This is a genomic window from Halorussus marinus, from assembly GCF_004521895.1.
GTDB classification, from domain to species: Archaea; Halobacteriota; Halobacteria; order Halobacteriales; family Haladaptataceae; genus Halorussus; species Halorussus marinus.
The window spans coordinates 16,098-41,895 of the sequence record NZ_SBIR01000004.1 but is presented as its reverse complement, the minus strand read 5'-3'; the positions used below and the strand labels follow the sequence as shown (position 1 = coordinate 41,895).

General features: G+C 70.1%; 25 protein-coding genes and 1 pseudogene. 9 read left to right on the top strand and 17 right to left on the bottom strand.

Annotated elements, in window-relative coordinates; translation table 11 throughout:
• Positions 1-17: 17 nt before the first annotated feature.
• The 4 genes from EPL04_RS05975 to EPL04_RS05960 all read right to left on the bottom strand — a co-directional run bounded on the left by EPL04_RS05975 (position 18) and on the right by EPL04_RS05960 (position 3,548).
• Entirely contained in the window at positions 18-830 is an 813-nt protein-coding gene (locus EPL04_RS05975) for a creatininase family protein (RefSeq protein ID WP_134670389.1), read from the bottom strand.
• A gap of 68 nt (positions 831-898) precedes the next feature.
• A complete protein-coding gene (locus tag EPL04_RS05970) occupies positions 899-1,975 on the bottom strand; it encodes a phosphotransferase family protein (RefSeq protein ID WP_245154530.1) in 1,077 nt (358 codons plus the stop codon).
• A gap of 86 nt (positions 1,976-2,061) precedes the next feature.
• Positions 2,062-2,355 carry a PRC-barrel domain-containing protein gene (locus EPL04_RS05965; protein WP_134670388.1) on the bottom strand — a complete coding sequence of 98 codons (294 nt, stop codon included), beginning with the start codon at positions 2,353-2,355 and terminating at the stop codon, positions 2,062-2,064.
• A 65-nt stretch (positions 2,356-2,420) separates the two neighbouring features.
• On the bottom strand, positions 2,421-3,548 hold the full coding sequence (locus tag EPL04_RS05960) for a pyridoxal phosphate-dependent aminotransferase (RefSeq protein ID WP_134670386.1): 1,128 nt from the start codon (positions 3,546-3,548) through the stop codon (positions 2,421-2,423).
• Positions 3,549-3,676: 128 nt separating this feature from the next.
• Here EPL04_RS05960 and EPL04_RS05955 point away from each other — a divergent pair, with 128 nt between their 5' ends.
• The 5 genes from EPL04_RS05955 (at position 3,677) to EPL04_RS05935 (ending at position 6,627) form a co-directional block, all read left to right on the top strand.
• The gene (locus EPL04_RS05955) at positions 3,677-4,345 is read left to right on the top strand and encodes a hypothetical protein (protein WP_134670384.1); all 669 of its coding nucleotides are present in this window, start codon (positions 3,677-3,679) and stop codon (positions 4,343-4,345) included.
• Positions 4,346-4,425: 80 nt separating this feature from the next.
• On the top strand, positions 4,426-4,827 hold the full coding sequence (locus tag EPL04_RS05950; protein WP_134670382.1) for a thioredoxin family protein: 402 nt from the start codon (positions 4,426-4,428) through the stop codon (positions 4,825-4,827).
• Positions 4,828-4,904: 77 nt separating this feature from the next.
• Entirely contained in the window at positions 4,905-5,351 is a 447-nt protein-coding gene (locus EPL04_RS05945) for a DUF7552 domain-containing protein (RefSeq protein ID WP_134670380.1), read from the top strand.
• The gene (locus EPL04_RS05940) at positions 5,348-6,124 is read left to right on the top strand and encodes a DUF7260 family protein (protein ID WP_134670378.1); all 777 of its coding nucleotides are present in this window, start codon (positions 5,348-5,350) and stop codon (positions 6,122-6,124) included. The genes EPL04_RS05945 and EPL04_RS05940 overlap by 4 nt, the downstream gene beginning before the upstream one ends.
• An 83-nt stretch (positions 6,125-6,207) precedes the next feature.
• Positions 6,208-6,627, top strand: a complete 420-nt coding sequence (locus tag EPL04_RS05935; RefSeq protein WP_134670376.1) for a DUF7552 domain-containing protein — start codon at positions 6,208-6,210, stop codon at positions 6,625-6,627.
• Here EPL04_RS05935 and EPL04_RS05930 read toward each other — a convergent pair.
• Genes EPL04_RS05930 through EPL04_RS05920 form a run of 3 tightly spaced genes read right to left on the bottom strand, consistent with a single transcriptional unit; the run spans position 6,624 to position 11,527 of the window.
• Positions 6,624-7,640, bottom strand: coding sequence for a DUF7544 domain-containing protein (locus EPL04_RS05930; protein WP_134670375.1), 1,017 nt, complete (start codon positions 7,638-7,640; stop codon positions 6,624-6,626). The genes EPL04_RS05935 and EPL04_RS05930 overlap by 4 nt on opposite strands.
• Positions 7,641-7,697: 57 nt before the next feature.
• Entirely contained in the window at positions 7,698-8,468 is a 771-nt protein-coding gene (locus EPL04_RS05925) for a TrmB family transcriptional regulator (RefSeq protein ID WP_134670373.1), read from the bottom strand.
• The gene (locus EPL04_RS05920) at positions 8,468-11,527 is read right to left on the bottom strand and encodes an MMPL family transporter (protein ID WP_245154529.1); all 3,060 of its coding nucleotides are present in this window, start codon (positions 11,525-11,527) and stop codon (positions 8,468-8,470) included. The genes EPL04_RS05925 and EPL04_RS05920 overlap by 1 nt, the downstream gene beginning before the upstream one ends.
• Before the next feature lie 197 nt (positions 11,528-11,724).
• Between EPL04_RS05920 and EPL04_RS05915 the strand changes: the two genes are divergently transcribed.
• Positions 11,725-12,801: a CNNM domain-containing protein gene (locus tag EPL04_RS05915; RefSeq protein ID WP_134670371.1), complete on the top strand. Its 1,077-nt coding sequence runs from the start codon at positions 11,725-11,727 to the stop codon at positions 12,799-12,801.
• Positions 12,802-12,843: 42 nt separating this feature from the next.
• Here the strand turns inward: EPL04_RS05915 and EPL04_RS05910 are convergent, their stop codons facing one another.
• From EPL04_RS05910 to EPL04_RS05895, 4 genes are all read right to left on the bottom strand, one after another.
• Positions 12,844-13,638 carry a rhodanese-like domain-containing protein gene (locus tag EPL04_RS05910; RefSeq protein WP_134670369.1) on the bottom strand — a complete coding sequence of 265 codons (795 nt, stop codon included), beginning with the start codon at positions 13,636-13,638 and terminating at the stop codon, positions 12,844-12,846.
• A 76-nt stretch (positions 13,639-13,714) separates the two neighbouring features.
• The gene (locus tag EPL04_RS05905; protein ID WP_134670367.1) at positions 13,715-14,242 is read right to left on the bottom strand and encodes a DUF7504 family protein; all 528 of its coding nucleotides are present in this window, start codon (positions 14,240-14,242) and stop codon (positions 13,715-13,717) included.
• Entirely contained in the window at positions 14,229-14,594 is a 366-nt protein-coding gene (locus EPL04_RS05900; RefSeq protein WP_134670365.1) for a hypothetical protein, read from the bottom strand. The genes EPL04_RS05905 and EPL04_RS05900 overlap by 14 nt, the downstream gene beginning before the upstream one ends.
• Positions 14,591-14,875 (bottom strand): hypothetical protein, encoded by a 285-nt coding sequence (locus tag EPL04_RS05895; protein ID WP_134670363.1) that lies wholly within the window; start codon positions 14,873-14,875, stop codon positions 14,591-14,593. Before EPL04_RS05895 ends, EPL04_RS05900 begins: the two co-directional genes overlap by 4 nt.
• 114 nt (positions 14,876-14,989) lie before the next feature.
• On the opposite strand from EPL04_RS05895, the pseudogene EPL04_RS05890 reads away from it, so the two are divergent.
• A pseudogene (locus EPL04_RS05890) lies at positions 14,990-16,815 on the top strand (S9 family peptidase).
• 8 nt (positions 16,816-16,823) lie between these two features.
• Here EPL04_RS05890 and EPL04_RS05885 read toward each other — a convergent pair.
• Both EPL04_RS05885 and EPL04_RS05880 read right to left on the bottom strand, forming a co-directional pair.
• On the bottom strand, positions 16,824-17,096 hold the full coding sequence (locus EPL04_RS05885; RefSeq protein WP_134670361.1) for a hypothetical protein: 273 nt from the start codon (positions 17,094-17,096) through the stop codon (positions 16,824-16,826).
• Positions 17,097-17,157: 61 nt separating this feature from the next.
• Complete coding sequence (locus tag EPL04_RS05880) at positions 17,158-17,616, bottom strand: CBS domain-containing protein (RefSeq protein WP_134670359.1); 459 nt, start codon at positions 17,614-17,616, stop codon at positions 17,158-17,160.
• Positions 17,617-17,798: 182 nt separating this feature from the next.
• Here EPL04_RS05880 and EPL04_RS05875 point away from each other — a divergent pair, with 182 nt between their 5' ends.
• Complete coding sequence (locus tag EPL04_RS05875) at positions 17,799-19,181, top strand: sensor histidine kinase (RefSeq protein WP_134670357.1); 1,383 nt, start codon at positions 17,799-17,801, stop codon at positions 19,179-19,181.
• A 1-nt stretch (position 19,182) separates the two neighbouring features.
• On the opposite strand, the gene EPL04_RS05870 is transcribed toward EPL04_RS05875, so the two are convergent.
• From EPL04_RS05870 to EPL04_RS05855, 4 genes are all read right to left on the bottom strand, one after another.
• Entirely contained in the window at positions 19,183-20,676 is a 1,494-nt protein-coding gene (locus tag EPL04_RS05870; RefSeq protein ID WP_134670355.1) for a helicase HerA domain-containing protein, read from the bottom strand.
• A gap of 66 nt (positions 20,677-20,742) precedes the next feature.
• On the bottom strand, positions 20,743-21,981 hold the full coding sequence (locus EPL04_RS05865; protein ID WP_134670353.1) for an MFS transporter: 1,239 nt from the start codon (positions 21,979-21,981) through the stop codon (positions 20,743-20,745).
• A gap of 139 nt (positions 21,982-22,120) precedes the next feature.
• On the bottom strand, positions 22,121-23,431 hold the full coding sequence (gene dinB / locus EPL04_RS05860; protein ID WP_134670351.1) for a DNA polymerase IV: 1,311 nt from the start codon (positions 23,429-23,431) through the stop codon (positions 22,121-22,123).
• A 134-nt stretch (positions 23,432-23,565) separates the two neighbouring features.
• A complete protein-coding gene (locus tag EPL04_RS05855; RefSeq protein ID WP_134670349.1) occupies positions 23,566-23,973 on the bottom strand; it encodes a hypothetical protein in 408 nt (135 codons plus the stop codon).
• A gap of 187 nt (positions 23,974-24,160) precedes the next feature.
• Here EPL04_RS05855 and EPL04_RS05850 point away from each other — a divergent pair, with 187 nt between their 5' ends.
• The gene (locus EPL04_RS05850) at positions 24,161-25,795 is read left to right on the top strand and encodes a SufS family cysteine desulfurase (RefSeq protein ID WP_134670347.1); all 1,635 of its coding nucleotides are present in this window, start codon (positions 24,161-24,163) and stop codon (positions 25,793-25,795) included.
• The last annotated feature ends 3 nt before the right edge of the window (positions 25,796-25,798 follow it).

Below are 25,798 nucleotides of genomic sequence, written 5' to 3'. Positions count from 1 at the left end.
GGGCGAACCCCCGGCGCTCACTCCCCGGATTCGAGTTCGTCGACCAGTTCGCAGACGCCCGCGACCGCCGCCTCCACGAGCGCCTCGCCCTTCTCCTCGGTGGCGACGGTCGGGTCGCCGATGTTGCCCGCAGGCGTGAGTTCGGCCATGTCCGCCGCGGTGAGCGCCCACCCGACCTCGTTGTCCCCGAGCGCGTCGTAGTCGGTCAGGGCCAGCGATTCCTCGGGCGGTTCGACCGCCTCCGCGGCGTCCATGTCGACCAGCTCGGGAAACAGGTCGAGCATGATGCTCGTCTCGAACTCCGAGGCGTGAAAGGAGACGTCGCCGGTCCGGATCTCCTCGGCGACATCCCCAAAGAGGTTGACGAGCGGAACGTGGAACGCTTCGACGTCGCGCTCGGTCCGGAGTTCGCGGACCACGACCTCCAGCTCGGGGTCCTGTGCGAGGTAGTGGCCGTTGAGCAACAGGACGTTCTCGATCCCCCAGTCGGCGGCCGACGCACAGACGTCGAAGACGTACCGCTGGAAGGTCTCGGTCGAGACCGTGAACGTCCCGGGTTTGAACGTGTGGTGGGGGCTGACGCCGTACCAGATCGGCGGCGCCAGCAGTGCGGGACTGCGCTCGGCGATCAGTTCGCCGATGGCCTCGGGCATGAACACGTCGACGCCGAGGGGCATGTGGGTGCCGTGCTGTTCGGTGCTTCCCACCGGCACCAACAGCGTGGTGGTGCGTTCGAGCGCCGTCTCGATCTCGCGCCAGGTCATCTCGGCGACGCGAGTCGTCTCGGGCGCGCCGTCCTCGTCGGCTTCGGGAGTCGGGTCGCTGGTCATACCGGCGCTTCGGAGTGCTCCGACAAAACTGGCACGGCGATCGGTCGGGGCTCCCGACCACCGCCGACTCACAAATACCGCGAGACGAAGGCCCTGTGTTCGGCCGCGCGCTCGTCGCGTTCGGTCGGGGTGGCGTCCTCGTGCCACAGCGGGAGGCAGGCCATCGCGTCGATCCGGCACGCGAGCCGGTAGGCGTCGATCCGCTCCTCGACGGCCGCGTCGAAGGCCCACCCGTCGCGACGGTCGGCGTAGGCCCGCCGGAAGGCCGCCCGGAGCGCCGCGGTCCGGCGCTCGCCGTCGTCTTCGGGCCTCAGCAAGTGCGATTCCGCCGTCGCGAGGTTGTAGGCCGGATCGCCCGACAGGAGGTTCGCCCAGTCGAGCACCGCCCGGGTCGCGCCCGTCTCGGGATCGACGAGCAGGTTCCCGTAGCGGTAGTCCCAGTGGCAGTAGGTCGGCGCCTCGGGCGCCGGGAGCCCGGAGATTAGCTCACGGACGCGCTCGCGGAGGTCGGGGACGAGGTCCGCAAACCGCCCGGGCTCGTCGGCCCGGTCGGGGTACCACCCGCCGTCGGCGATGCCGTCGAGGGCCTCCTCGCAGTCGTCGACCAGCCACTCGCGGAAGTCGGCGTATCGCGGGTGGGCGTCGGCGTCGAGGACGGCGAGTTCGCCGTCCCGGACGCCGACCCGGCCGACCGCCGGCAGGGGGCCGAGGTCGTGGAGTTCGGCGAGATTCCGGCCCGCCTCGCGGACGACTCGCTCGCGGGCGCCGGCCGAGAGCTCTCCCGGTCGCCCTTCGAAGTTGTCGCCGCCGACGTGGTCTGCGAGGTAAAACGGCGCCGGATACTCCCCGTGGCGGTCGCGGTAGCCGACAACCGACGAAACCGGAATCTCGGTCGTCCGCCCGATCAGTTCGAGCAGTCGGGGCTCCGACCGGGCGATCTCCGGCGGGACGAAATCGGCGGTCGTCGCCTTCAGGACGACGAGGCGGGACCCGTCGGGCGATCTGACTCCGAGGGTCGCGACGAAATCGGTTCCGTGGTCGCTCCGGTCGACGGACTCGACGGTCCAGTCGGGCTCGATCGCCCGTACCATGCCTCCCACCGCGGCGTCCGACACGTCACCGTCGACGGGTGACTGGCTCGTCATGGGCGCTCTACTCGGCCGGCCGACAGAAACGTTGGGGTGGCTTGCGAACTGGTCCCACGGTCGAGCGGACTCCGCTCCGGGCGGGCTCAGACCGCCGCCTCTTGCTCGTCGGCCTCGGGGCGCTGGAGTCGCTCGATGATGTCGTTGATCAGCACCACGTCGCCGACCGCCCGTACCCACCGGTAGGGTATCATCACGCCGTTTCGGCGTCCGACGACGTCCGAGAACAGTTCGCGGTTGAGTTCGCCCACGGCGAGTCCGGTCACGGTGTTGCCGTTCACGTCCAGACGGACGTCTTCGATCTCCCCGACGAAGACGCCGTTGTTGGAGTACACCTCCCGACCGACCAGCGTGGTTATCTCCTGCGGTGTTCCGTCCATGTAGAGACGGATTGTGTGGGTGGGTCTTAACTTTTGGTAGACGGCGGGGCGGACTCGTCGCCGAATCAGGCGGTCGGCAGGTCGTCCAGCGCGGTCCCGAGGGCGTCGAGCCCGGCCCGGACGGCCGCGGGCTCGCCCGCCACGCTGAGTCTAAACCGTTCGTCGACGTCGAAGAACCGCCCCGGGACCACCAGCACCCCCCGATCCCACGCGGCGTCGACGACGGCGTCGCCGTCGGCCGCCGCGTGTTCGAGGAAGGCGTACGAACAGCCGGGTTCGACGGTTCCCGAGAGATCCTCGCGCGCGTCGAGGAACTCGACCAGCGCCTCGCGGTTGGTCCGGACGCGCTCGCGTGCGTCGGCGGCCAGTTCGTCGGCGCTCGCCAGCGCCCGCCGGGCCAACTGCCGACTCGGCTCCGCGACGGCGTGGACGTGGCGGCTCGCCGACCGGGCCGCCTCGACGAACTGCCTGTCGGCGACGAGCCACCCGATCCGCAGTCCACCGAAGCCGAGGAACTTGGTCAGCGAGTTCGTGACGACCGTGTTCGGCAGGCCGACCGCCGAGGGGCCGCCGAACGGGCCCTCGCCCGCACGGTCGTCGAACGGGGCGTACACCTCGTCGACCAACAGGGAGACGCCCTCGTCTTCGACGGCCCCCGCGACGTCGGCCAGCGTCTGGCGGTCGGCCCGTCGCCCGCTGGGGTTGTGGCGGTTGGTGGCGACGACCAGCGCGGTGTTCTCGCGGACCGCCGCCCCGACGCGCTCGGCGTCGAGCGGGTAGCCCGCCTCGGCGGGCCGGCGGAACCGATCGACGGTCGCGCCGAACCCCCGTGGCGTCGCGAGCAGGGGCTCGTAGCCGGGTTTCTCGACCAGTACGCGGTGGGCCGACGCGTCCGCCTCCTCGTCGGGCGTCTCGTCGTCGGCGGCGATCCGGAGCGCGGCCGAGGACGCGAGCGCGTTCGCCTGGGTCGCGCCCGCCGTCACGAGCACGTTCTCGGGCTCGACGCCGTACTCGTCGGCCAGCTGGGCTTCGAGACTGCGGTCCGCGGGCGGATCGGGGCGTTCGGTCAGGTCCGCCGGAATCACCGCCGACCGGTCGTCGGGCGTCCGCCGGAGGTCGCTGGAGCCGAGGTCGTGGTCGGCCGCCTCCGGGCGGCCGGCGATCCACTCGATGTACTCGATGTCGGGAAGCACGTCCCGGCTTCGAGGCTCGGGCAGTTCAACGTTCGGGACCGCGCTCGGCGCCGCCGACCGGTGAGATACATTCACGAACGAACCCCTCATAGTAGTCTTTTCCACCCTCGGGGATCGACCTCGACTCGATGGACGCTCAGACTGAAGGCTACGCCGCCGCGGTCAGTTCCGAAACGGAGACGTACCTCGATCGGGTCGCCGACTGCGCGGGTCGGTTGCCGGGCGCGATCAACGCGTACGGGGTCGACGACGACGCGTTCGCGACTGCGGTCGACGACATCGCGGCCGCGGAGTCCGACTGCGACGACGCGCTCCGGGAACTCCGGAGGCTCCTCTCCGAGCGGTCCCGGCCGAACTACACCGACGTCTACCTCCGGGCCGACGACGTCGCGCGCCTCTACGCCGCGGTCGACGAGATCCCGAACGCCGTCGAGCGCTTCGCGCGCGAACTCCGGGCGATCGCGCCTTCCCTCGGCGGCGCGCGGGCGATCGTCGAGGAGATGGCGTCGCTGGCCGTCGAGGCGACGGAGGCACTGGCGGCCGCGACCGGCGAGTACGTCGAGAGCCTGCTCGTCGAAGGCGGGACCGCGAGCGTCGGACCCGCCGTCGAGGAGATCCGCGCGCTCGAGAGCGCGGCCGACCGACTCAAGTACGAGGGACTCGCCGCGGCGTTCGACGAGGCGGCGACCCCAGACGCGCTGGTCGTCCGGGAACTCGTGGTCGGCCTCGACGCGGCGATCGACGCGGTCGAAGACGCCGCCGATCAACTGCTCGTGTTGCGAAGCGGCAAGCCCTGATTCGGGCCGACCCGTGGGGTCGGACGGTCGCCCGCCGGGACCGTAGAACTAAGTCGGACCGCTCGGAAGCGCCGAGTACAATGGCCGACGGCGACGACGAGGAGCTCGCGGACGTACGAGAGCGCAAGAAGCGCGCGCTGGTCGAAGAGCACGGACTCGGGACGCCGCCCTCGCCCGTCTACGTCGACGGCTCGCAGAACTTCGAGCAGACGGTCGCGGCCCACGACGTCGTGTTGGTCCACTACTACGCCGGTCGGGGCGCGGGCCAGCGCGTCCACCCGATCGTGGAGTCGGTCGCCCGCGAGACGTTCGCGGCGGTGGCGAAGGTCAACGTCGTCCACCACCAGAAGCTCGCGCTCGAACGGGGCGTCGAGGGGACCCCGACCTTCGACGTGTTCGCGGGCGGCGAGCGCGTCCAGCGCGTCGAAGGCGCTCCCGACAAGGCCGAACTGATCGAGATGGTCGGCGAGTACACCGACTGAGCTCCGGCCCGTGGGTGGGGGCCGCACACCGCAACATCTTTTAGGCCGGCCTAATCTAAATTAGGGTAGCCTAAACCATGGCCGAACCACTCGACCGACTCCGCGAACAGATCGACGACCGAGCCGACGAGGACGGGGAGTTCTACGTCGCGTGTGCCGACACCGATCGGCGGCCGACGCCGCTCGCCGGCCGGCGATTTCCCTCGGAGTCGGCCGCTCGCGAGGCCGCCGACCGGGCCGCGACGTATCGCGCGCTCCTCCGGGAGTCCGACCCCGCGCTCCCCGAGTACCGGCTCGCGGTGTACGAGACCCCGCGGGACGCCCCCACGATGGTCTCGACCCGCGAACCCGCCGCCGGGCGCCGGTCGAACGGCCTGCCCCGGAGCTCCCGATCGGTCACGCTCTCGGGCGAGCGCGAGCGCGAGTGGCTCCGGATGGACAACGCCCCGCTGGTCCACGTCCGTCACGACGGCGAACCGCTCGACGACGACGCGGTCGCGCGCCAGCTCGACGCCAAGCTATGACCGTCGAACTCCGCACCCACGCCGCGCGCGACCGGGCGGCCGCCGAGTCCGACCGGATCGAGCGGAAGGTCGCGGCCTTCGAGTCGTTCGAGCGCCGGGTCCGAGACGTCTCGGCCGAGGCGGCCGGGCGCGCCGGATCGTCGGCGCCGGCCGGACCGTCGACCGGGGGCGCGCTCGCGGTCGGGACGCCGACGGACGGCGCCGCGACCGACCCCGTCCGCGAGGCGTTCGAGGAGACGGTGTTGGCTCTCGCCGACGCCGACGCCACCGCGGAGGCGATGGCCGACGAGCTCTCACCGGACCTCGCGGCGGCCCTCTCGCCGGCCGGCGCCGGCTTCGCGCCCGGGCTCAAGACCCGGCTCCTCGAACGGGTCGGCGAGCGACAGTCCGAGTGTCGACTGCTCGCCGACGCGGTCGCGGCCGAGCGCGATCGGCTCGGGGCGCTCGGCGACGACCTCGACGACGTGACGGCGTGGCTCGCCGAGGCCGACGAGACTTCGCTCCTCGAACTCGGCTTCGAGGAGCTCCGGGCCCGCCACGATCAGCTCGCGGCCCATCGGGAGACCTGCGACGAGCTCGCCCGCGAGCGCCAGCGGTCGCTCGACGACATCCGGTACGGCGGCGCGATCGGGATCCGCGAGCGCGAGGTACTCGATCTCCTGTACGCCGACTTCCCGGTCGACCATCCGGTGTTGGCCGACATCGCCGCCCTCGACTCGCTGCTCGACGACTGTCAGCGCGCGGTCCGGCGCCACCTCTGTGCGCGGGTCTGAGCCCTCGCTTTCCTGTCGTGTCACCGTCGGTGTCGATGCGGAAACCGAAACCGCTTACCCGCTGGTGTGTCGGGTTCGGTGCGATGGCCGACCGCCTCGAAACCCTCCACCGCCGAATCGACGCCCTGACCGACCCCGACGGCGAGTACGCCGTCGTCTGCCCGCTGTCGGGCAAGCGACCCGTGCCGGTCCGGGACGCGTCGTTCGGGACCCCGGACGACGCCGAGGCCGCCGCCGACCTCGTGATCGACTACCGCGAACTGCTCCGGTCGGTCGACCCGCATCTGGAGCACGTTCCGATCGTGGCGGGCGAGGTCGGCGCCGACCCGCTGGCGCTGGCCGACTCCGATCGGGGTTCGGCTCGGTCGCGCACCGTCGTCCTGTCGGGCGAGGGCGACGGCGAGTGGCTCACCGTCGACGGCGCGCCGGTGGTCGAGGTCCGGCGGGACGGCGAACCGCTCGACGACGCCAGCGTCTCGCGCCAGCTCCGGTCGGGGCTCTAGAGCCGATCGGAGTCGCGGATCTCCCGGCGTAGCTCCGGGATCAGATCGAGCGCCGGGTCGGTGTCGCCGAGGACGAACAGCGCGTGGTACCGGACGAACGACTGAACCGGGGCGACGACGATCGCCATCACGGCCCCCATCGCGAGCAAAAACGCCGAGACGACCGCGACGACGACCGCGAGCGCGACCGGGTTCGACGCCAGAACCGCGAGATCGAGCGCGGGCCGGACGAACCACGCGACGAGCGCGACCGGCGCCAGCAGGATCGCGCCCACCGCGCTCCCGACGACCGACGCGACGATCCCCGCCCCGATCCCGAGGACGATCCGGACCGCGGCGTAGACGCCGTACTGCTTCCACTCGCCGGTCAACGTCGACCAGAACCGCCGCCACCCCGCGAGCACGCCGTCGTTCCGGTGGATCATCACCGGGACGACGAAGTGGGTGGTGAACACGTCGATCGCGGCGGCGGCCGCGCCCAGCGCCACGACGAACGGAATCGACAGCGCGAGCAGGCCGAGCGACACCCGCGGCTCGCCCCCGACCGCCGACAGCACGGCCAGAACGAGGCCGACGAACGGCACCACCGCGAGCATCCCGAGGACGATCCGGAAGCCGAACAGCCGGAGCCCCCGGCCCAAGTGGCGGCCGACGTACTCCCGAATCCGGACCCGGCGGCGCCGAAGCGACTCCACGAAGACGAACTCCATCACCGAGCCGACGAACGCGTACAGCGCCGCGAAGACGAGACTGATCGCAAGGATCGCGAGCGCCGCCGTCAGGATCGTCTCCGAGGAGTACGGCACCTGGAGGCCCGCGCCGAGCTGGCCCGGCGCGGTCACCGTCGTCCCGCCCGACGAGCCGCTGGCGGTCGCCGACGGCCCGGAGCCGGCGCCGGCGATGAAAAACGCCACGAACGCGAGCGCGAGCCACTGGCGGGCGTCGACCGGGAGAAACAACGCCTTCGTCGCGTCGAGCGCGTCGTCGACCGCCTCGACCGCGTGCCACGTCATGGGACGGGGTACGAAGCCGACCGAGAAAACTGTCGGGGTTGACAGGTGGATTCGGGCTCAGACGCCGCCGATTTCGCCGAGCCCGCTGTCGATGAGTTGGATGAGCACCGCCGCGATGCCCGTCCGCGACGACCAGATCGCCGTCTCCTCGTCGAGTTCCAGATCGTCGCGCTCGTCGCGGACGCTCAAAAGCACCGTCGCGCCGTCGACGACCACCACCCGATCGACCGGCCCGTCGTCGTGGGGGTGGTCGGCCGGGAAGTGGTAGACCGAGACGTCGGTGTCTCCGAACCGGTCTTCGAGGGCGTCGGCGCCGACCGCGTTCACCGCCACGCCGTCGGCCGCCCGCTCGACGAGCAGGTCGGCGACGGCGTCCTCGAGCGGGCCGGCGTCGGCGCCGACCGCGAACAGGATCCGGTCCTCGGCGTCGTCGAGCAGTTGGGCGATCCGGCCGTTGATGCTCGCCCGGCCGTGGACCGTCCAGATGTCCTCGCGGCGCTCGCCGGTGTCCCCGCGCTCCTGGCGGGCGGTTTCGAGGTAGTCGAACGCCTGCTCTTGGGTGCGCTCGAACTCGCCGCGGAGGTGGGCGCGCGCGGCGTCGAGGCTCACCGGCCGGTACTGGATCGGCTTGGACTGTTGGACCTCGACGAGCCCCCGGTCCTGGAGGGACTCGGCGGCGCCGTACACCTGCGACCGGGGCACGTCGGTGACCCGGTGGACGTCACGGGCGGTCCCGGTGCCGAGCCGCTGGAGCGCCGCGAACACCTTCGCCTCGTAGTTCGACAGCCCCAGCCGTTCGAGGGCCTCGATGGCGTCTGCTTCCTCCATCAGTCGTCGTCGACACCCCCGTTGGCGACCGCCGCGGTCGGGCCCGACGATTCGGAGAGGTCAGGCCCGAGGTAGCGCGCCCACAGCGTCAGCAGGCTCGGCAGTACGAAGACGCTGGCGAGGAACGCGTAGATGATGGTGAGCCCGGTGATGATGCCGAACTGCTGGAGCGCGGGCAGGATGGCGAAGTACAGCACGCCGAACCCGCCGACCGTGGTCGCCGCGCTCCCCAGCAGCGCGCCGCCGGTGCCGGTGACGCTCTTGTGCAGCGCCGCGTCGACCGATCCCCGGCGCTCGAGTTCGACGTTGAACCGCTCGCTGAGGTGGATGCTGTAGGCGACGCCCAGCCCGACCGTGAGGCTGGTGATCATCCCCGTCAGGACGTTGAACGGCATCCCGAGCAGGTACATCGACCCGAGGATCCACGAGACGCTGAACGCGACCGGGAGCAGGGTGACCGCCCCGAGCACGGCGCTCCCGTGGGCCAGCCGGTAGGCGATCATCAGGAACGCGAACACCGCGACCAGCGTGATGAGCAGGCTCTCGATCACCGTATCGAGGAGCTCTTGCTGGACGATTTCGAACGTGATCGGCTGGCCGGTGGCGGTCGCGGTCAGGCCGTCGCCGTCGATCTCCTCGGCCACGGCCCGCATCTGGTCGGTGACGTCGGCCGACGACGCCCCGCCTTTCACGGAGACGACCATCCGGACCGCGCGGTACTCGCCGTCCTCGCGGTGGATCACGCCTTCCGCCTCGTCGGGCGCGACCGCGAACAGTTCGTCGAAGACGCCCTCGACGTTCCTGTCTGGCACGCCGTCGCCGTCGGTGTCGGCGGCCGCGAGCGTCGCGTTGAACGTCTCGTTCCGGGCGGCGACGCTGTCGATCACCGACGCCGGACTCCGGATCCGGGCCTCGTCGTTCGAGAGGACGACCGCGACGTCGGTCTCGGCCGCCCGGTCGTTGGCCCGCTGGAGTCGATCGAGCGCCTGTGGCGTCGCCACGTCGCCCTCGACCAGAATCTGGGCCTCGGAGTCCTCGCGGATGAAGTTCTCGTTGACGTATTCGAGGTTGGCCTTCGCGGTGTACTCGCCCGGCCGGAACGGCTCGGGGAGGTTGTCCATCCAGCCGGGCGGGTCCTCGGCGAGGAAGTCCTCCTGGCTGAAGCTGGTGTCGACCTGCGTCGCGCCGTACGCGCCGCCGGCCGAGAGCACGAGCGTGATCGCGAGCACGACGATCGGAGCCTTGCGCGCGGCGACCGCCCCGCCCGAGAGGAGCGAGCCGAGCGCGCCGCCGCCGGTGCCGAACGCCCGCTTGCGCCGGTCGAACCCGCGCGATTCGAGGAAGCCGTCGATCTCGACCTTGAGCGCGGGCACGAGCCCGCCGAAGATGATCATCGCGGCGACGATGCCGACCGAACTCACCACGCCGAAGTCCTGGATCGGCGGGAGCGGGCTCACGAGGTTCGACAGGAAGCCGATGACCGTGGTGGCGGTCACCCACACGAGCGCGACGCCGACGCTGGCGAGCGCGACCCGCATCGACCCGCGAACGCCGCCGTCGACGTCCGTGTCACCGAGGCTCCCCTGCTCGGCGCGCTCCTCGCGGTGGCGCATGAAGACGTGGATCGCGTAGTCGATCGACAGCCCGATGAGCAACACCGGGACCGCGATGAAGATCTGGTTGAACGTGATCTCCATCCAGCCCATGAAGCCGAACGTCCAGACCAGCACCACCAGGATGCCGAACACCCCGAGCGCGATGTCGAGGAGATCGCGGTACGCGACCAGCAGGGTCAGGACCACGAACAGCAGGGCCATCGGACCGACGATCGCGATGCTGTCGGCCATCGACTGGTCGGTCTCCTCGCTGATGATGCCCGACCCGAACACGAGCACGTCGTAGTCGGTCGAGGACGCGACGATCTGCTCGATGGCGTTCTGGGAGTCGACGATGCGGTCGCTCGCCATTCCCTGAACCGTCTGGCTCTCCTGGCTCTGGAACACCAACAGCATCGTGGCGTTGGCCTCGCCGCTGTCGGGGTCGTAGGAGGTCGGCATGAACGAGAACGCCTGTCCGCCCGAGCCGTCGTCGCTCTCGGTCAGCACCGCCGAGACCGACTCGTCGATCTCCGAGTCGTTCATCGACCGGAGCTGTTCGAGCTGTTCGTCGAGGGTCGGCTGGGAACCGTTCTGGAGCTGTTCGCGCTGGTCGGCCAGCCGCTCGCCCCGGTCGCCGAGTTCGGCGAACTCCTCGCGGAGGACGCCGGGCAGGCCCCGTTCGTACACCTGCTCGAAGCCGTCTTCGACGGCGCCGGCGCGTTCGCGGTACGTCGATTCGTCGATCTCGTCGCGCTGATAGGTGGCGTTGAGCTGATCGAGCTGGGTCTGGAGGGTCCGGACCTGCGCGATCTGGCGGTCGAAGCGCGCCGACTGGGTGTCGGTCAGCGTCTCGTCAGCCCGACCGCGGATCGCGGCCAACTGCTCGTCGAGTCGGGCCGCACGCTGGCGGTACGTCGAGTCGTTCAGTTCGCCCTGCGCCCGCGAGCGGTTCAGCCGGTCGTACTCGCGCTGGACCTCGCGGGTCTCGTTGAGCAGATTCCCGAGGCTCTCGACGGTGGCGTTGAGCCGGGCCTGCTCGCGCTGAATCTCGGCTCCCTCGCGCCTGATCTCGGCCGCCCGCTCGCGCTGGATCGCGACCGTCGCGACGATGTTCGCGACGCCGGTCGTCCGGGTCCCGTTCGCCAGCGTCCGGTTGACCGTCCGGTTGGCCCGGAGCGACTGTTGGAGTTCGAGCGATTCGGTCAGCGCGTCCTTCGAGAGGACGTCGTCCCCGCGGAGGATGAGCTGGACCGTCGTGGTGTTGTCCTGCCCCGACGAGAAGTTCGCGTCGATGTACTCGAGCTTCTCGGCGGCGGTGCTGTCGCTCTGGAACTGATCGAGCGACGAGGACTGTTCGACCATCGGCGCGCCCGTCCCGACGAGCACCGTCGCGACGAGCAACACCGCGATGACCGCGCGGCTGTGCTCGGTGACCGCCGAGAAGAGGTCACGTCCGTTCAAAGCGTCTCCCTCCGTATCGCTGTTTGTAGGATCATACTATCAGTGATGTTGTTAGTAGCATACTAACAGCACGACCATAAATCACGCGGATCGGGACCGTCGGCCCGACCCGACGTTTCGACCCGTCAAAAGCCCGTTAGATCGCACGTCGGATCTTTCATCAGATCTTTGAAGCTCGAGCGTCCTACACGCCGGTGATGAACACCCTCGAGATCGGAGCCCGACTGATCGCGGGCGTGGGTCTCATCCTGGCGAACGGCTTTTTCGTCGCGATCGAGTTCGCCCTGACCCGCGCCCGGCAGTTCACCGAAGCCGAGTTCGTCGATCAGACCCCCGCGCTGGAGCGCGCCTGGGAGATGACCCAGAACCTCGAAATATATCTGACGACGTGTCAGGTTGGTATCACGGCGTCGAGCATCGCGGTCGGCATCGTCGCCGAGCCCGCGCTGGCGGCTATCTTCGAGCCGCTGTTCGAAAACACCGTTCTGGCCACCGTCGGGTCCGGCGCGATACTCGCGTTCCTCCTCATCAACCTCGTCCACCTGACCCACGGCGAGCAGACCCCGACGTACCTCGGCGTCGAGCGCTCCCGGCTGGTGTGTCGGTACGGCGCGACCCCGCTGTACTGGTTCAACCGTCTCATCTCGCCGCTCATCACCCTCGGCGACGGGGTCGCGAAGTGGACGCTCCGGCTGTTCGGCATCGAGATGACCGGCGCGTGGCTCGAGACCGAGACGGACGCGATCGAGTCGCGGGCCGACCTCCGCAACCGGCTCGGATCGGTGCTCGAACGCGGCGACCTCCCCGCCGAGCGCCGCGACGAGGTGATGAACGCGCTCCGAATCGGCGAGCAGTCGGTCCGGGAGGTGATGGTCCGGCCCGAGGAGATCGTCGCGCTCTCGACCGCGGACGACTCCGCGGAGAACTTCCGGCGGCTCGAAGAGCATCCCCACACCCGGTACCCGCTCGTCGGTGAGGCGGTGACCGACTTTCTGGGTGTCGTCTACTCGCCGGTGTTGCTCAGGCACCGCGACGAACTCGCGACCGGCGAGATCGACTTCGCCGAACTGGCGGCCCCGCCGATGACGCTCTCGCCCGACGCGGACGTCAGCGACGCCATCGACCAGTTCCAGACCGAGAGTCAGGAGCTGGCGCTCGTGATCGAGGACGGCGAGGTGGTCGGGCTGGTCACCGTGACCGACCTGCTGGAGTCGGTGACCGGCGATATCGAGGACCCGATCGACCAAGAACAGTTCGACGCGGCCGAGCGCTGAGTCGGCACCCGCTCGGGTGGTCCGGCACCCGCCGACCGCGAGCTACCCCTCGATCGTTCCCGACGAGAGCTCCGCCAGCGTCCCCTCGACGGTGTACTCGGGGGTCTCGATCCGGATCGGCGAGTCGGCGGCCACGTCGTAGAACCCGAGGTGGAGCTCGTAGCTGCCGTCGGGCGCGATGTCGGTCGACTCCATCTGGCCGGTCGGGTCGTGGTGGCCCCACGCGACGCCGCCCGCCGCCGCGGGCGAGACCTCGCCGGCGACGACCCAGCGGTCGGGCATCCGCGTCGTGTCGCTGCCCGCCATGGGGTAGTCGCGGTCGTTCCACTCCCGGAACCCCTCGTCGATGACGTAGACGTTCTCGTAGCCGTCCTCGATGAGCTGGGCCGCCCGCATCGACGAGAGGTGGTGGGGACACCCGCAGTAACAGACGATGCGGTCGTCGGTCGGCCAGTCGCCGACCGGGTCGTCCTCGCTTCGACGACTCTCGGCCGCGGGGCTCAGGACCGCCCCGTAGACGTGGGCGTTCCCGTAGGCGGTCTCGCTCCGGGCGTCGGCGAACCGCGCGTTCCCGGTGGCGTACCAGTAGTAGGTGTCTTCGATCGGCGCGAGCGGCACCGCGGTGCCCTCGACGTCGGTGGTCTCGTAGGCGTCGGTGTCGATCGACCGCTCGTCGGGCGTCGAGTCGAACGCCGGCGGGTAGCCGTCGTCGGGGTCGTCGTCCGACGGGAGGTCGTCGCCGTGCTTCGGTCCGCTCGGACTGTCGGCGCCGCTCAGACACCCCGCAATCGAAGACAGGGTGGCCGCGCTGGCCGCGAGAAACGTGCGACGGTGCATCTGTAACCGGAGGTTGGGCACCCCGAGCCATTAACGTTCCCGACTCCGCGGCCCCGGTCCGAGCCATCGCCGCCGGCTACTCTGCGTCGACGGCGGCGTCGAACAGGTCCCGAAACCGCGCCTCCGTCTCGTCGGTGATCGCCTGCCGGACCACGAAGTACGCGCCACAGGCGTCCCGATCGCGGACGATCGGCACGACGGAGTCGAGCAGGCGGTACACCGCGTCCTCGCGCCCGTACATCAACAGGACGTTGAGGCTGTCGAACACCACCCAGCCGCCCCGCGAGACGTATTCGAGCGCCCGCGACAGCCGCATGCTGATGCCGGTGAGGTCGCTCGGTCCGACCGGGTCGGTCGTCCAGAGCCGACCGTCGTACTCGGAGGGCGACCCGGTGATCGGGATCACGCCGACCGCGTTCGGATCCCGGCCCCGCCGCTCGACCAGCGACTCGATCTTCCGGGGCGAGGCGGTCGCCGACACCACCAGCAGGTTCTCGAACGCGCCGTCCGGGAGCGTCGCGAGCGGCGGCTCCATCGAGGGGCTCGCGACCAGCGCCTGCTCGCCCGGGTCGAGCGAGAACCGCCCGGAGTCACTCCTCGGCACGCTCGAATCCCCCCGTCGGCTCGTCGGGCGCCGACGCGCCGAGGTCGTCCGAGACGTCGGCCACTCGCCCGGCGTCGTCGAACCGGACGAACGGTCGGGCGAACGTCCACGTCGCGGCCGCGAGCGAGAGCGCTCCGGCGAGGTCCAGCGCGGCCGAGACCACGCCGAACTCGAAGACGCTGAACGCGACGTGCGAGGCGGTGGTCGCGACGAGCGCGGCGGTCAGAAGTGCCAGTCCGCCGGTGTGGGCCACGTAGCGCCCGTAGGCCACCAGCGGGTACGCGAGAAGCAGGCTCGCGATCACCAGCGCGGCCGTCTGGGCGGCGACCCCGACCGTCACGAGGTCGCTCACAGTTTCCTCCGTCCGGTGAGCAACACGAGCAGGCGTGCGGCCGCGACCAGCACGCCGCCCGTCGCGACGGTGGACGTGACGAGGACGTACGCCGGCGAAACGGACGCGTCGAGCGCCCAGATCAGGTCCAGTCCGACGGCCGCGACCACGACCACCGGAATCGGCCTGAGCACCTCGCCGAACGGGGCGCCGCGAAAGCCCCGTGCCGCCACCAGCGAGAGCGGGAACGACGCCGCGAGGACGAGCACCGTCGCCACCGACAGGAGGTGTTCGATCGCCATTCGTGCGTGGGTTTCCGGTACGGTCCCAAATAACCCGGGGAAGGCGCGTACGGCCCCGCCGGTCGCGCTTCCGGGACCCTCACGTTCAACTGTCGGCACCCCGAACCCGCCGCCATGAGCCCCGACGCCCGACGCTACTTCGCCGCGCGCGAGACGGTCGGCCCCTCGCTCGCGCCCGACGGTCGGCTGGCGTTTCTCGCCGACACCACCGGAACCGCACAGGTCTGGACGCTCGACGAGCCCGGAGAGTGGCCCGCCAGCGCACCGTCTACGACGAGCGCGTCTCGTTCGCCGCGTGGTCGCCCGGCGGCGACGCCCTCGCGTTCGGGAAGGACGCGGGCGCCGACGAGCACGACCAGCTGTTCGTGCTCGACCCCGCCGACGAGTCGGTCGAGCGGCTGACCGACCGCCCCGACGCCATCCACCTGTGGGGCGCCTGGAGCCCCGACGGCGACCGACTCGCCTTCGCGGCCAACCGCCGGGCGGGCTCGCGCTTCGACGTGTACGCGATGGAGCCCGACGCCGACGAGCCGACGCTCGTCCGGGAGGCCGACGAGTCGGGGATCCGGTCGGTCGAGGGGTGGAGCCCGTCCGGAGACCGCCTGCTGGTGAGCCGGGCCCGCGCCAGTTCCGACGGCGACCTCTACGCGGTCGCGGTCGACTCCGGGGAGCGTCGCCACCTCACGCCCCACGACGGGCGGGTCCGGTACCACCAGCCGACGTTCGGGCCCGACGGCGACGCGGTCTACTGCCTGAGCGACGCGAACGCCGACACCCGAGAGCTGGTCCGGATCGACCTCGAAACGCAGGCGACCGAGACCGTGGTCTCGGGCGGCGAGTGGAGCCTCGACGGCTTCGCGCTCGACGCCGGCTCGGGCCGGCTCGCGGCGTCCCGGAACGTCGACGGCTACGGGGAGCTTCGGGTGGGCGAGCTGACCGGCCCGACCGACGCCGACCTCGAAGCGGTCGACGTTCCCGACGGCGTGGTCCACGAAGTCGCGATGGGACCGGCCGGCGACCGCGTCGCCGCAACCGTCTCGGCGCCGGCGCTGAACCACTCGGTGTTCGTGGTCGACGCGACGGCCACCGACGCCGATGGCGACGCGCCGCCGGTCGAGCGCTGGACTCGGCCGTCGCCGGGCGGCGTGTCGCTCGATCGCTACCAGTCGCCGGAACTGCTCCGATACGAGACGTTCGACGGCCGCGAGATCCCCGCGTACTTCACGCTCCCCGAGGGCGACCCCGACGGCGCGCGCGGCGCGCCGGTCGTCGTCGACATCCACGGTGGCCCCCACCACCAGCGTCGGCCGTGGTTCCGGCCGATCCGCCAGTACCTCCTCGACTCGGGGTACGCCGTCTTCGAGCCCAACGTCCGGGGGTCGTCGGGGTACGGCGCCGAGTACGCCGCGCTCGACGACGTCGAAAACCGGATGGACTCGGTGCGCGACGTCGCCGAGGCCGTTGGGTGGCTCCGGGACCATCCGGAGATCGACGGCGAGCGGATCGTCGCGTACGGACGGTCGTACGGCGGGTTCATGGTGCTTTCGGCGATCACCGAGTACCCCGACCTCTGGGCGGCCGCGGTCGACTTCGTCGGGATCGCCGACTGGGAGACCTTCCTCGAAAACACCGGCGACTGGCGCCGCTCGCACCGCGAGGCCGAGTACGGCTCGCTCGAGGACGACCGCGAGTTCCTCCGGTCGATCAGCCCGATCCACTCGGTCGAGGCGATCGAGTGTCCGCTTTTCGTCCAGCACGGCGAGAACGACCCCCGCGTCCCCGTCGGCGAGGCCCGCCAGATCGCCGCGGAGGTGCGCGAGCAGGGCGTCCCGGTCGAGACGCTGCTCTTCGACGACGAGGGCCACCACACCACGAAGCTCCAGAACCGCGTCGAACTGTTCGAGCGCATCGGGGCGTTTCTCGACGAGCACGTCGCGTAACCGGGGGCTCACTCGGCGACGACGAGCCAGTGGTCGTCGTCCCGGCGCTCCAGAACCGCCGGCTCGCCCATTCGGACGACGTACCCCGTGACGGTGCGTTCGATCTCGTGGTCGGCCCGCACGCCCACGAGGTTCCCGAGGAGCCGGGCCGACGGCGGCTTTTGGGCCGCGCCGCAGTCGTAGATCGTGAGGAGGTCGGTCTCGCGCTCGTCGTACACCACGATGTAGGCGTGTCGGGGGAGCCGCCACCCGTCCTCGCCGACCGGCACCAGCGTGTTCACGCCGGTAGTAGTTTCGCCGCGCGTAAAAACCCACAACCGGCCCGCCGGGCCGCTTCGGACCTCACTCGGCGTTCGCTTCGAGCGACTCCGAGCCCTCGCCGTCGTTCATCATCTCGGCGTCCTCTCGGACTCCCCGGACGTCGTCGAAAAGCTCCTGATGGTGGGCCGCGATGTCGGTCGTCGTCAAGATCCCTTTCAGTTCGTCGCCGTCGGTCACCGGGAGGTGTTTGGTCGCGTTGTCCTTCATCAGCGCGACCGCCTGTCCGACACTCGCGTCGGGATCGACCGTCACGACGGGGTGGCTCACGACGTTCTCCAGCGGTATCTTTTCGAACGGTTGGCTGGACGCGACGCCGGCGTACAGGACGTCGGACTTGGTGGCGATCCCGACGGGCTTGCCCTCCTGAGTCACGATGACGCTACCGACGCTGTGGCGGAGCATCCGGGCGGCCGCCTGCTGGATCGTGGCGTCGCTCTCGACGGTGACGACCGCCTCGGACATCAGGTCTCGAACGATCATGTGTGGGGGTCCGCACCGAGGTGTTAAAAATCCTCTCGGTACTCCTGTCGGCCGAGAGCGGGACGCAGGCGTCGATTGCTGACACGATTCGTCTCTCCGGGTGGCTCCGAACCGAGCCCACTCACGGACTTGGGAAGAACTATACGGCGGGAATCTGTCCACTCGGCTAGGACGGATTCACCGTGGTTCCAGACCTCGCAACCGACGGACGACTCGCAGCGTACTTTCACGCCGCGCCCGACGCGATCGTGATCGTGGACGGCGACGGCGAGATAGTCCGTGCGAACGAACGCGTCGAAGACGTGTTCGGGTACGACCGCCGCGAGCTGGAGGGCGAACCGGTCGAGCGACTCATGCCCGCCGAGTTCCGGAGCCGCCACGCCGAGGCGCGTCGCGCGTACTTCGAGAATCCCGAGCGGCGGGCGATGGGCGCCGGGCTGACCCTTCGAGGCCGGCGCCGCGACGGCTCGACGTTTCCGGTCGACATCAGCCTCAGTCCGATGACCGACGACGGGGAGACGAGGGTGATGGCGGTCATCCGCGACATCACCGAACGCACCCGGCTCCAGCGCAAGTACCGCACGCTGCTGGAAGCCGCGCCCGACGCCGCGTTCGTCGTCGAGGCCGACACCGACGCGATCATCGAAGTGAACCAGCAGGCGACGGCGCTCGTGGACGCTCCCGAAGAGAAACTGATCGGACAGGATCGCTTGGCGCTGTTTCCGGAGGCCCACCGCGATCAGTGCGCAGAGCTGTTCGACCGGGAGTTCGAGTCCGGGGACGCGGTCTTCAGCCGATTGCCCGACGGCTCGCCCCTCCGGATCGAGACGACCGAGGGCGACCGAGTCCCCGTCGAGATAAGCGCCCGAACCGCCGACCTCGACGACCGGCGGGTCGTCATCGCGATGGTCCGGGACATCTCGAAGCGTCGGGCCTCCGAACGGGACCTGAAACGCCAGCTCGAACGGTTCAAGAAGATCTCCGAGATCCTCTCGCACGACCTCCGGAACCCCCTGAACGTGGCGGAGGGCCACGTCGAGTTCGCGTGCGAACACGAGGACGTCTCGTACCTCGAAGCGGTCTCGGACGCCCACGAACGGATGGAGCGGCTCATCGACGACACGCTGTCGATCATCCGCGAGGGGTACGGCGCCGAGTCGATCGAGTCGATCGAACTCGCGTCGGTGGCGACCGAGTGCTGGGAGCACGTCGCGACCGCCGACGCGACGCTCCGGATCGAGTCGGACCGCTCGATCCGGGCAGATCCGCGACGGATCAGCCACGTCTTCGAGAACCTCTTTCGCAACGCCGTCGAACACGGCGGTAGCGAGGTCTCGATCCGGGTCGGGGCGCTCGCCGACGGGTTCTACGTCGAGGACGACGGGCCGGGAGTCCCGCCGGAAGAGCGAGACGACGTGTTCGATCCCGGCTTTACGACCACCGACGACGGCACCGGACTCGGACTCGACATCGTCGCCGAGATCGCCGACGCCCACGGCTGGGCGATCGACGTCGTCGACGGCCGCGACGGCGGCGCGCGCTTCGAGATCACCGGCGTCGAGTGACTCACTCGACGTCCGGCAGTTCGGCCGCGACCTCCGAGAGCGCCTCCTTCCTGCTGTCGTCGTCCATCTCGCCGTCGGTCAGCGCCGCGAGCAGCGACGGGAGCGAGGCGACGTACTCCCCGCCGCCCGCGTGCTGGACGAACCCGCGCTGGCGGAGCCGGCGATTGTGGTTGTACGCGATCTCGCGGTCGTCGGCGCCGCCGGCCGCGACGTGGGCCTCGACCGGCGTCCCCGGACCCTCCCGGAGGTAGTACGCCAGCATTCCGCGCTCGACCGGTTCGAGGGCGTCTAGCTCCTCCCGGATCGCATCGAGGGGGTCGCGGTCGCCGTCCGCGTCGTCGCCGCCGTCGGCGTCGGCCGGCGGGTCGTCGGATTCTGCGGACTCGTAACTGCCGAGCGCGGCCTGCTGGCCGCCGTCGGCGCCGACGTAGGGGTTCGCGCGCCGGTTCCGGGAGGTGTCGAGCATCGCCTTCGCGAACTGGTCGGCGACCGCCTCCATCTCGCGGGCCTCCTCTAGCTGTCGTTCGAGGTCCTCGATCCGGTCGTCTCTCTCTGCGATCTCCATCCGGAGGCGTTCGAGCTCGTCTTCGCGCTGGCTCTCGGCCTCGCTGATCTCCCGGAGGTCGCTGACGAGGTCGTCGCTCACCGACTTGAGGTCCGGGCGCTCGAAGTCCTCCAGCCCTGGGGTCGCGCCGGCGTCGAACGTCTGCTTGCGGTGGAACTGAACCCGGCGGGTCTCCTCGGACCAGTCGGTGGTGAGAAACGCTTCGCCGTCGTCCATGTCCTCTATGGCGTCGGCGTAGTCGCTTCCGAGGATGCGCCCGACGACTTTCGTGTCGTTGTTCCAGGTGAGCCGGTGCCAGACGAGCCAGTCACACTGGGTGATGAAGTCTTTTTTCACGTCGGCGGGGCGCTGGCTGATGCCCGCGACCCCGAGGCCGTGTTTGCGCCCGCGCTTGCCGATCTTGATGAGCATCCTGCCACACTCGTCCATCCCGCCGCCCTCGGGGATGTACTCGTGGACCTCCTCGACCACGAGCAAGAACGGCTTTTTGAGCTTCTTCTCCTTGGCGAACAGCTGGCGCGCGACAGCGGTCAGCAGGTCCTTGGCGTCGCTCTCGTTCAGATACCCCGAGACGTCGAGGATGATGGGGACGTTGTCCTCGAGCGCGAGGGTGGCGAGCCGTTCGGCGTGCTCGGCGTCGACCTGAATGTCACACTCCTCGTCGGCGCCGGCGTGGAGCAGTTCGTACTCCTCTTTGAGCCCGTAGTACTCGCCGTCGACGTCCACGATCATCACCGGATAGCCGCCGTCGAGGAGCTTCTCGACGACGACGCTCGCGGTGTTCGACTTTCCGGAACCGGACTTGCCCGTGATGAACGCCCGGCCGGTCAGCACCTCGACGACCGGGAGCTCGACCGGGTCGCCCGGCGTGCCGGCGTCTCCGCCGACGCCCTCGCTCACGTCCGCGACCGCCATGCGTTCCTGCGACATCTCTCGGTCGTGACCTGACGCCCGGACCCTATAACTGTCCGGGCTCGGGGCGCGGTCGGTCGGCGGTTAGGCGCTCGGGTCCGAGCGCACCGACAACAGTCCGCCGAAGACGGTCGCGACCGCGGCGAACCCACACAGCACCACGAAGAGCACGGTGGGGTCGAACAGTTCGAGCACGAACCCCGCGATCCCCGCCCCGGCGGCGCCGATGCCGAACACACCGAGGTAGGTGTACCCGTACGACAGCCCGCGAGTCCCCGCGGGCGTGTACTGGGCGACCGCCGCCTGATACAGCGGCTGGACGACGAACAGCGCGAACCCGAGCGCGGCGCTCGCCGCCAGCAGTGTAATCAGCCCGGCGTTGAGCGCGGGGATGTACAGGAGCGCGATGACAGCCAGCGCGGCGAACGCCCCGGTGATCCCGCGCTCGACGCGGATGCGGTCGGTGAGCATCCCGCCGACGTACTGGCCGCCGATCCCGATCATCAGCAGGCCCGAGTAGACGTACCGGGAGGGTTCGATCTCCCGGCCCCCGAGTTCGACGGGATCGAACAGCGACTGGTTCGCGAGCATCTCCGGCAGGAACGTGAGGACGCCGCGGTAGTAGAGCCCAGAGCACATCACGACGACGAACACGAGGACGAACGCGCCCGAGAACAGCGTCTTCGAGTCGCCGACGAACTCCGCGAGCGACGAGACGCCGCCGTCGGCTCGGGCGTCGCCCCCGTCGGTGGCGGAGGCGTCGACGCCCGCGGTCTCGTCGAACTCGACGGTCAGCGCGAACACCACCGCGATCGCCGCCGGCACGGCCAGCAGGCCGACCACGAGCCGCCAGTCGAAAAACAGCAACAGCACCGCGGTCGTCAGCGGGCCGAGCGCGATGCCGAGGTTCCCGGCCATCCCGTGGTAGGCGAACGCCGACCCCTGCTGGGAGACGCCCTTGCTGATGAGCGACAGCCCCGAGGGGTGATAGACGCTCGCGGCGATCCCCCAGAGCACGAGCGCCGCGGCGATCACCGGCACGCTCGGCGCGAGGCTCAACAGGACGAACGACCCGCCCATCCCGACCAGACACGCGATGATGAGCCGGCGCGAGCCGTAGGCGTCGGCGAGCAAGCCGCCGGGTAGCGCGCCGAGTCCGAACAGCGCGTAGCCGGCCGAGACGACCAGCCCCATCGTCCCCGGGTTCACCTCGAACAGGTCGAGCCAGATGGTCACGAGGATCGGGATCGACAGCTCGTAGGTGTGGACCATCCCGTGGGCGACCATCACCAGCCCGACGATCGAGCGGTCGTTGCGGTTCATCGACGCACGCCTCCGACCGGATCCGTCGCTCCGCGTTCGCCTGTACGTCGAGCGACCGTGTCACGACTCGTCCGATTCACGCTTTGTCACACCGGAGTCTTGTCGTCGTCGCTCTTGAGTCTGGCCGTTCCGGCAGGCGTCAGAAGTCCGCCAGCGACGATTGACCCGCTGGATCGGCGTCGGTTTCCGCGTCGGTGGGTCCGTTCGAGTCGTCGTCGAGATCTGGGGAATCCGACGCATCGAAGGAGTCGGCAACGCCGGTGCGCTCGGCGTCGCCGTCCGGCGCGCTCTGGCCGCCCCACCCGCCGAGACTCGTCTGCTCGCCCGCGGCGAACGAGAGGTTCGAGACCCGGACGCCGACCTTCCGAACCGACGCGTCGTCGAACTCCCCGAGCAGTTCCACCGCGACCTCCTCGACCAGCTCCGGGTCGTCGACCGGGCCGGGAAGCGATGTCGCGCGCGTGTTCACGTCGAACGGCGGGGTCACCGCCTTGATGGCGATGGTCCGGTAGAGCGCGCCTTTCTGCCGGGCGCGGTCGGCGACGGCCTCCGCGAGCGTCCGGACGCGCTCGCGCTTGCGGTCGGGGTCGTCGGTCGCCTCGGTGAACGCCGACTCCCGCGAGAGGCTCTTCGGTCGGCCTCGCGGGGTGACCTCCCGGTCGTCTTCGCCGCGCGCCCGCCGGTACAGCTCCGCGCCGCGCTCGCCGAACCGGGCTTCGAGCGCGTCGGGGTCCGCGCCCGCGAGGTCCCCCGCGGTCTCGATTCCCAGCTCCCGGAGCTCGCGGGCCGTGACCGGGCCGACGCCGTGAATCTCGCCCGCGTCGAGGGGCGCGAGAAACGACCGGACCTCCCCGGGCTCGACGACCACGAGCCCGTCGGGCTTGTCGTGGTCGCTCGCGATCTTGGCGGCCGACATGTTGGGCGCGACCCCCACGCTCGCGGTGACGCCGACCTCGCGGTCGATGCGGTTCTTGACGTGGCGCGCGAACCCCTCGGCGACCGTCCACGCGGTCCGGTCGGTCACGTCGAGGTACGCCTCGTCGATGCTGACCTCGCGGACCACGTCCGCCGAGTCGTGGAGGATCTCTTTGACCTCCTCGCCGACCGACTCGTAGTAGTCGATGTCCACCGGTCGGTAGTGGCCCGTCGCCGCCGGGTCGAGGTCGGGATCGGTCTCGGCCGCCGCCCGCCGCGGAAGTCGGTCGAGGGCCTCGCCGATGGCCTGTGCGCTCTCGACGCCGTACTCGCGGGCCTCGTAGCTTGCGGTCGCGACCGCGCCGTGGCTCTCGCCGGGGTCGTAGCCCATCCCGACGACGACCGGTTCGCCCCGGAGTTCGGGCTCCCGGCGGCGCTCGCACGCCGCGTAGAAGCAGTCCATGTCGACGTGGAGGACGATGGCGTCGCGCCCGTCGCCGTCGGGCGTTCCGGGCAGTCGCGACCCGCCGGTCATGTGCGGGAGTAGGCGGCCGCGACCGGATAAATGGACCGCTCGCCGGTGTCGTGGCCGCCCGTCCGGGCGACGGGCGTGTCGGGTCGGATCCGGTCGGGTCGAGTCGGGTCGGGTCCGGTCGCCGCCGAGGGCGTTCACGCGAGGTCGCCGTCCCGCAGGAGGTCGGCGACGACGTGGACGTACAGCACGACTGCGGTGAAGCGGGCGTAGACCGGGTCGTAGAGCGCGATCGCGCCGACGAGCGCCCCGCCGACGAGCGCGTGGCTCAGCAGTCGGTGGGTCTCTAACGTGGTCGTGTCGACGCCGTCGAACACCCGCTCTTGCTGGGTGAACGCGAACGCCGGATCGCCGACGCACCGCCGGAGGTGCGACCAGTCGCCGGCGTGGTACCGCGCGATGAGAAAGTGATCGAGGTCGACGAAGACGCTGAGTCCGACCCCGTAGACGAAGAGTCCGACCGCCTCTACGGTTCCGAGCGGGAGCGCGACGGACAGCGCGCCGGCGGTGAGAGCGCCGAGGACCGCGTGTTCGGGCGACTTCATCTCGCCGACGTTCGGAGTCCTTCCAGTTAGTTCGCCGGGGTTCGGCTCGGAGCGCCCACAGCGTCGGCGAGTGGCGGCGACTGGCGGCCCGACAGCGATCGGTCCACCGGGTGTGACCGTTCAACAAACGCCACGGAGTCCGGAAAACATCGGTCAAATTTATGAGAGTTTGCGATCAGTCGGAGGTATGGAACGTGACGTGTCGTCAGTCCGGGACGACTTTCCGGTGCTGGATCGACGGGTGGACGACGAGCCGCTGACGTACCTCGACAACGCGGCGACGACCCAGACGCCCCGCGAGGTGTACGAGGTCTACGAGGAGTTTTACGCCGGCTACAACGCGAACGTCCACCGCGGGATCCACGCGCTGAGCCACGAGGCCTCGGTGGCCTACGAGGCGGCCCACGACCGACTCGCCGAGTTCGTGGGCGCGAGCGGCGGCCGCGAGGAGATGATATTCACGAAAAACACCACCGAAGCCATCAACCTCGTGGCCTACGGGCTCGGGCTGAACGAACTCGGCCCCGGCGACGAGGTGGTGCTGACCGAGATGGAGCACCACGCCTCGCTGGTGACGTGGCAACAGGTCGCAAAGCGAACCGGCGCCGACGTCCGGTACATCCGCGTCGACGACGACGGCACCCTCGACATGGACCACGCCAAGGAGCTGATCGGCCCGGACACCGCGGTCGTCTCGGTGACCCACGTCTCGAACACGCTCGGGACGGTCAACCCCGTGGCGGCGCTCGCGGAGTTGGCCCACGACGCGGGCGCGTACATCCTCGTCGACGGCGCCCAGTCGGTGCCGACCCGGCCGGTCGACGTCGAGGCGATGGACGCCGACTTCCTCGCGTTCTCGGGCCACAAGATGGCCGGACCGACCGGCATCGGCGGGCTGTACGGCAAGCGCCACCTCCTCGAAGAGATGGAGCCGTTCCTCTACGGCGGCGAGATGATCCGCAACGTCACCTTCCACGAGTCGACCTGGAACGAGCTCCCGTGGAAGTTCGAGGCCGGGACCCCGCCCATCGCGGCGGGCATCGCGCTCGGAGCCGCCGCCGACTACCTCGACGACATCGGGATGGACGCCGTTCGGGACCACGAGAACGAACTCGCCCAGTACCTGCTCGAACGCCTCGACGCCCGCGACGACGTCGAGACCTACGGCCCGCCCGCGGGCGAGGAGCGGTCGGGGCTGGTCGCGTTCAACCTCGACGGCGTCCACGGTCACGACCTCTCGTCGCTCCTGAACGACCGCGGGATCGCCATCCGGGCGGGCGACCACTGCACCCAGCCGCTCCACGACAAGCTCGACGTGCCGGGGTCGGTCCGGGCCTCCTTCTACGTCTACAACACCACAGCGGAGATCGACCGGCTACTCGACGCCCTCGACGGCGCGCGCGACCGCCTCGAGGAGTATCTGGAAGACCGGTATCACGACCGCATCGCCGACCACTACCGGCGGCCACGGAACGCGGGCGGCCTCGAGGACCCCACGTTCACCAAACACTCCGCAGAGACTTCCTGTGGCGACGAGGGCGAGTTCCACGTCTCGGTCGGGTCCGACGGCACCATCGAGGAACTCAGCTTCGAGAGCGAGAGCTGTGCGGTCAGTACCGCGGTCGCCAGCCTCCTCACCGAGCACCTCGCCGGCGAGCCCGTCGAGACCGCCGCGACGCTCGACGGGACGGCGGTCGAACTTCTCGACGGACAGTTCCCCGATCTCCGGCGCGAGTGCGTGACCGGGCCCGAGCGGGTGATCCGGGAAGGCGCCCGCGAGCATCTCGACGCGAGCGCGGAGTCGGCGCCCGCCGACGACTGACCC

Coding starts and splice junctions, on each gene's coding strand:
- EPL04_RS05975 (WP_134670389.1), bottom strand. CDS start 830: ATGACCAGCGACCCGACTCCCGAAGCCGACGAGGACGGCGCGCCCGAG.
- EPL04_RS05970 (WP_245154530.1), bottom strand. CDS start 1,975: ATGACGAGCCAGTCACCCGTCGACGGTGACGTGTCGGACGCCGCGGTG.
- EPL04_RS05965 (WP_134670388.1), bottom strand. CDS start 2,355: ATGGACGGAACACCGCAGGAGATAACCACGCTGGTCGGTCGGGAGGTG.
- EPL04_RS05955 (WP_134670384.1), top strand. CDS start 3,677: ATGGACGCTCAGACTGAAGGCTACGCCGCCGCGGTCAGTTCCGAAACG.
- EPL04_RS05950 (WP_134670382.1), top strand. CDS start 4,426: ATGGCCGACGGCGACGACGAGGAGCTCGCGGACGTACGAGAGCGCAAG.
- EPL04_RS05945 (WP_134670380.1), top strand. CDS start 4,905: ATGGCCGAACCACTCGACCGACTCCGCGAACAGATCGACGACCGAGCC.
- EPL04_RS05940 (WP_134670378.1), top strand. CDS start 5,348: ATGACCGTCGAACTCCGCACCCACGCCGCGCGCGACCGGGCGGCCGCC.
- EPL04_RS05935 (WP_134670376.1), top strand. CDS start 6,208: ATGGCCGACCGCCTCGAAACCCTCCACCGCCGAATCGACGCCCTGACC.
- EPL04_RS05930 (WP_134670375.1), bottom strand. CDS start 7,640: ATGACGTGGCACGCGGTCGAGGCGGTCGACGACGCGCTCGACGCGACG.
- EPL04_RS05925 (WP_134670373.1), bottom strand. CDS start 8,468: ATGGAGGAAGCAGACGCCATCGAGGCCCTCGAACGGCTGGGGCTGTCG.
- EPL04_RS05915 (WP_134670371.1), top strand. CDS start 11,725: ATGAACACCCTCGAGATCGGAGCCCGACTGATCGCGGGCGTGGGTCTC.
- EPL04_RS05910 (WP_134670369.1), bottom strand. CDS start 13,638: ATGCACCGTCGCACGTTTCTCGCGGCCAGCGCGGCCACCCTGTCTTCG.
- EPL04_RS05895 (WP_134670363.1), bottom strand. CDS start 14,875: ATGGCGATCGAACACCTCCTGTCGGTGGCGACGGTGCTCGTCCTCGCG.
- EPL04_RS05880 (WP_134670359.1), bottom strand. CDS start 17,616: ATGATCGTTCGAGACCTGATGTCCGAGGCGGTCGTCACCGTCGAGAGC.
- EPL04_RS05870 (WP_134670355.1), bottom strand. CDS start 20,676: ATGTCGCAGGAACGCATGGCGGTCGCGGACGTGAGCGAGGGCGTCGGC.
- EPL04_RS05865 (WP_134670353.1), bottom strand. CDS start 21,981: ATGAACCGCAACGACCGCTCGATCGTCGGGCTGGTGATGGTCGCCCAC.
- dinB (WP_134670351.1), bottom strand. CDS start 23,431: ATGACCGGCGGGTCGCGACTGCCCGGAACGCCCGACGGCGACGGGCGC.
- EPL04_RS05855 (WP_134670349.1), bottom strand. CDS start 23,973: ATGAAGTCGCCCGAACACGCGGTCCTCGGCGCTCTCACCGCCGGCGCG.
- EPL04_RS05850 (WP_134670347.1), top strand. CDS start 24,161: ATGGAACGTGACGTGTCGTCAGTCCGGGACGACTTTCCGGTGCTGGAT.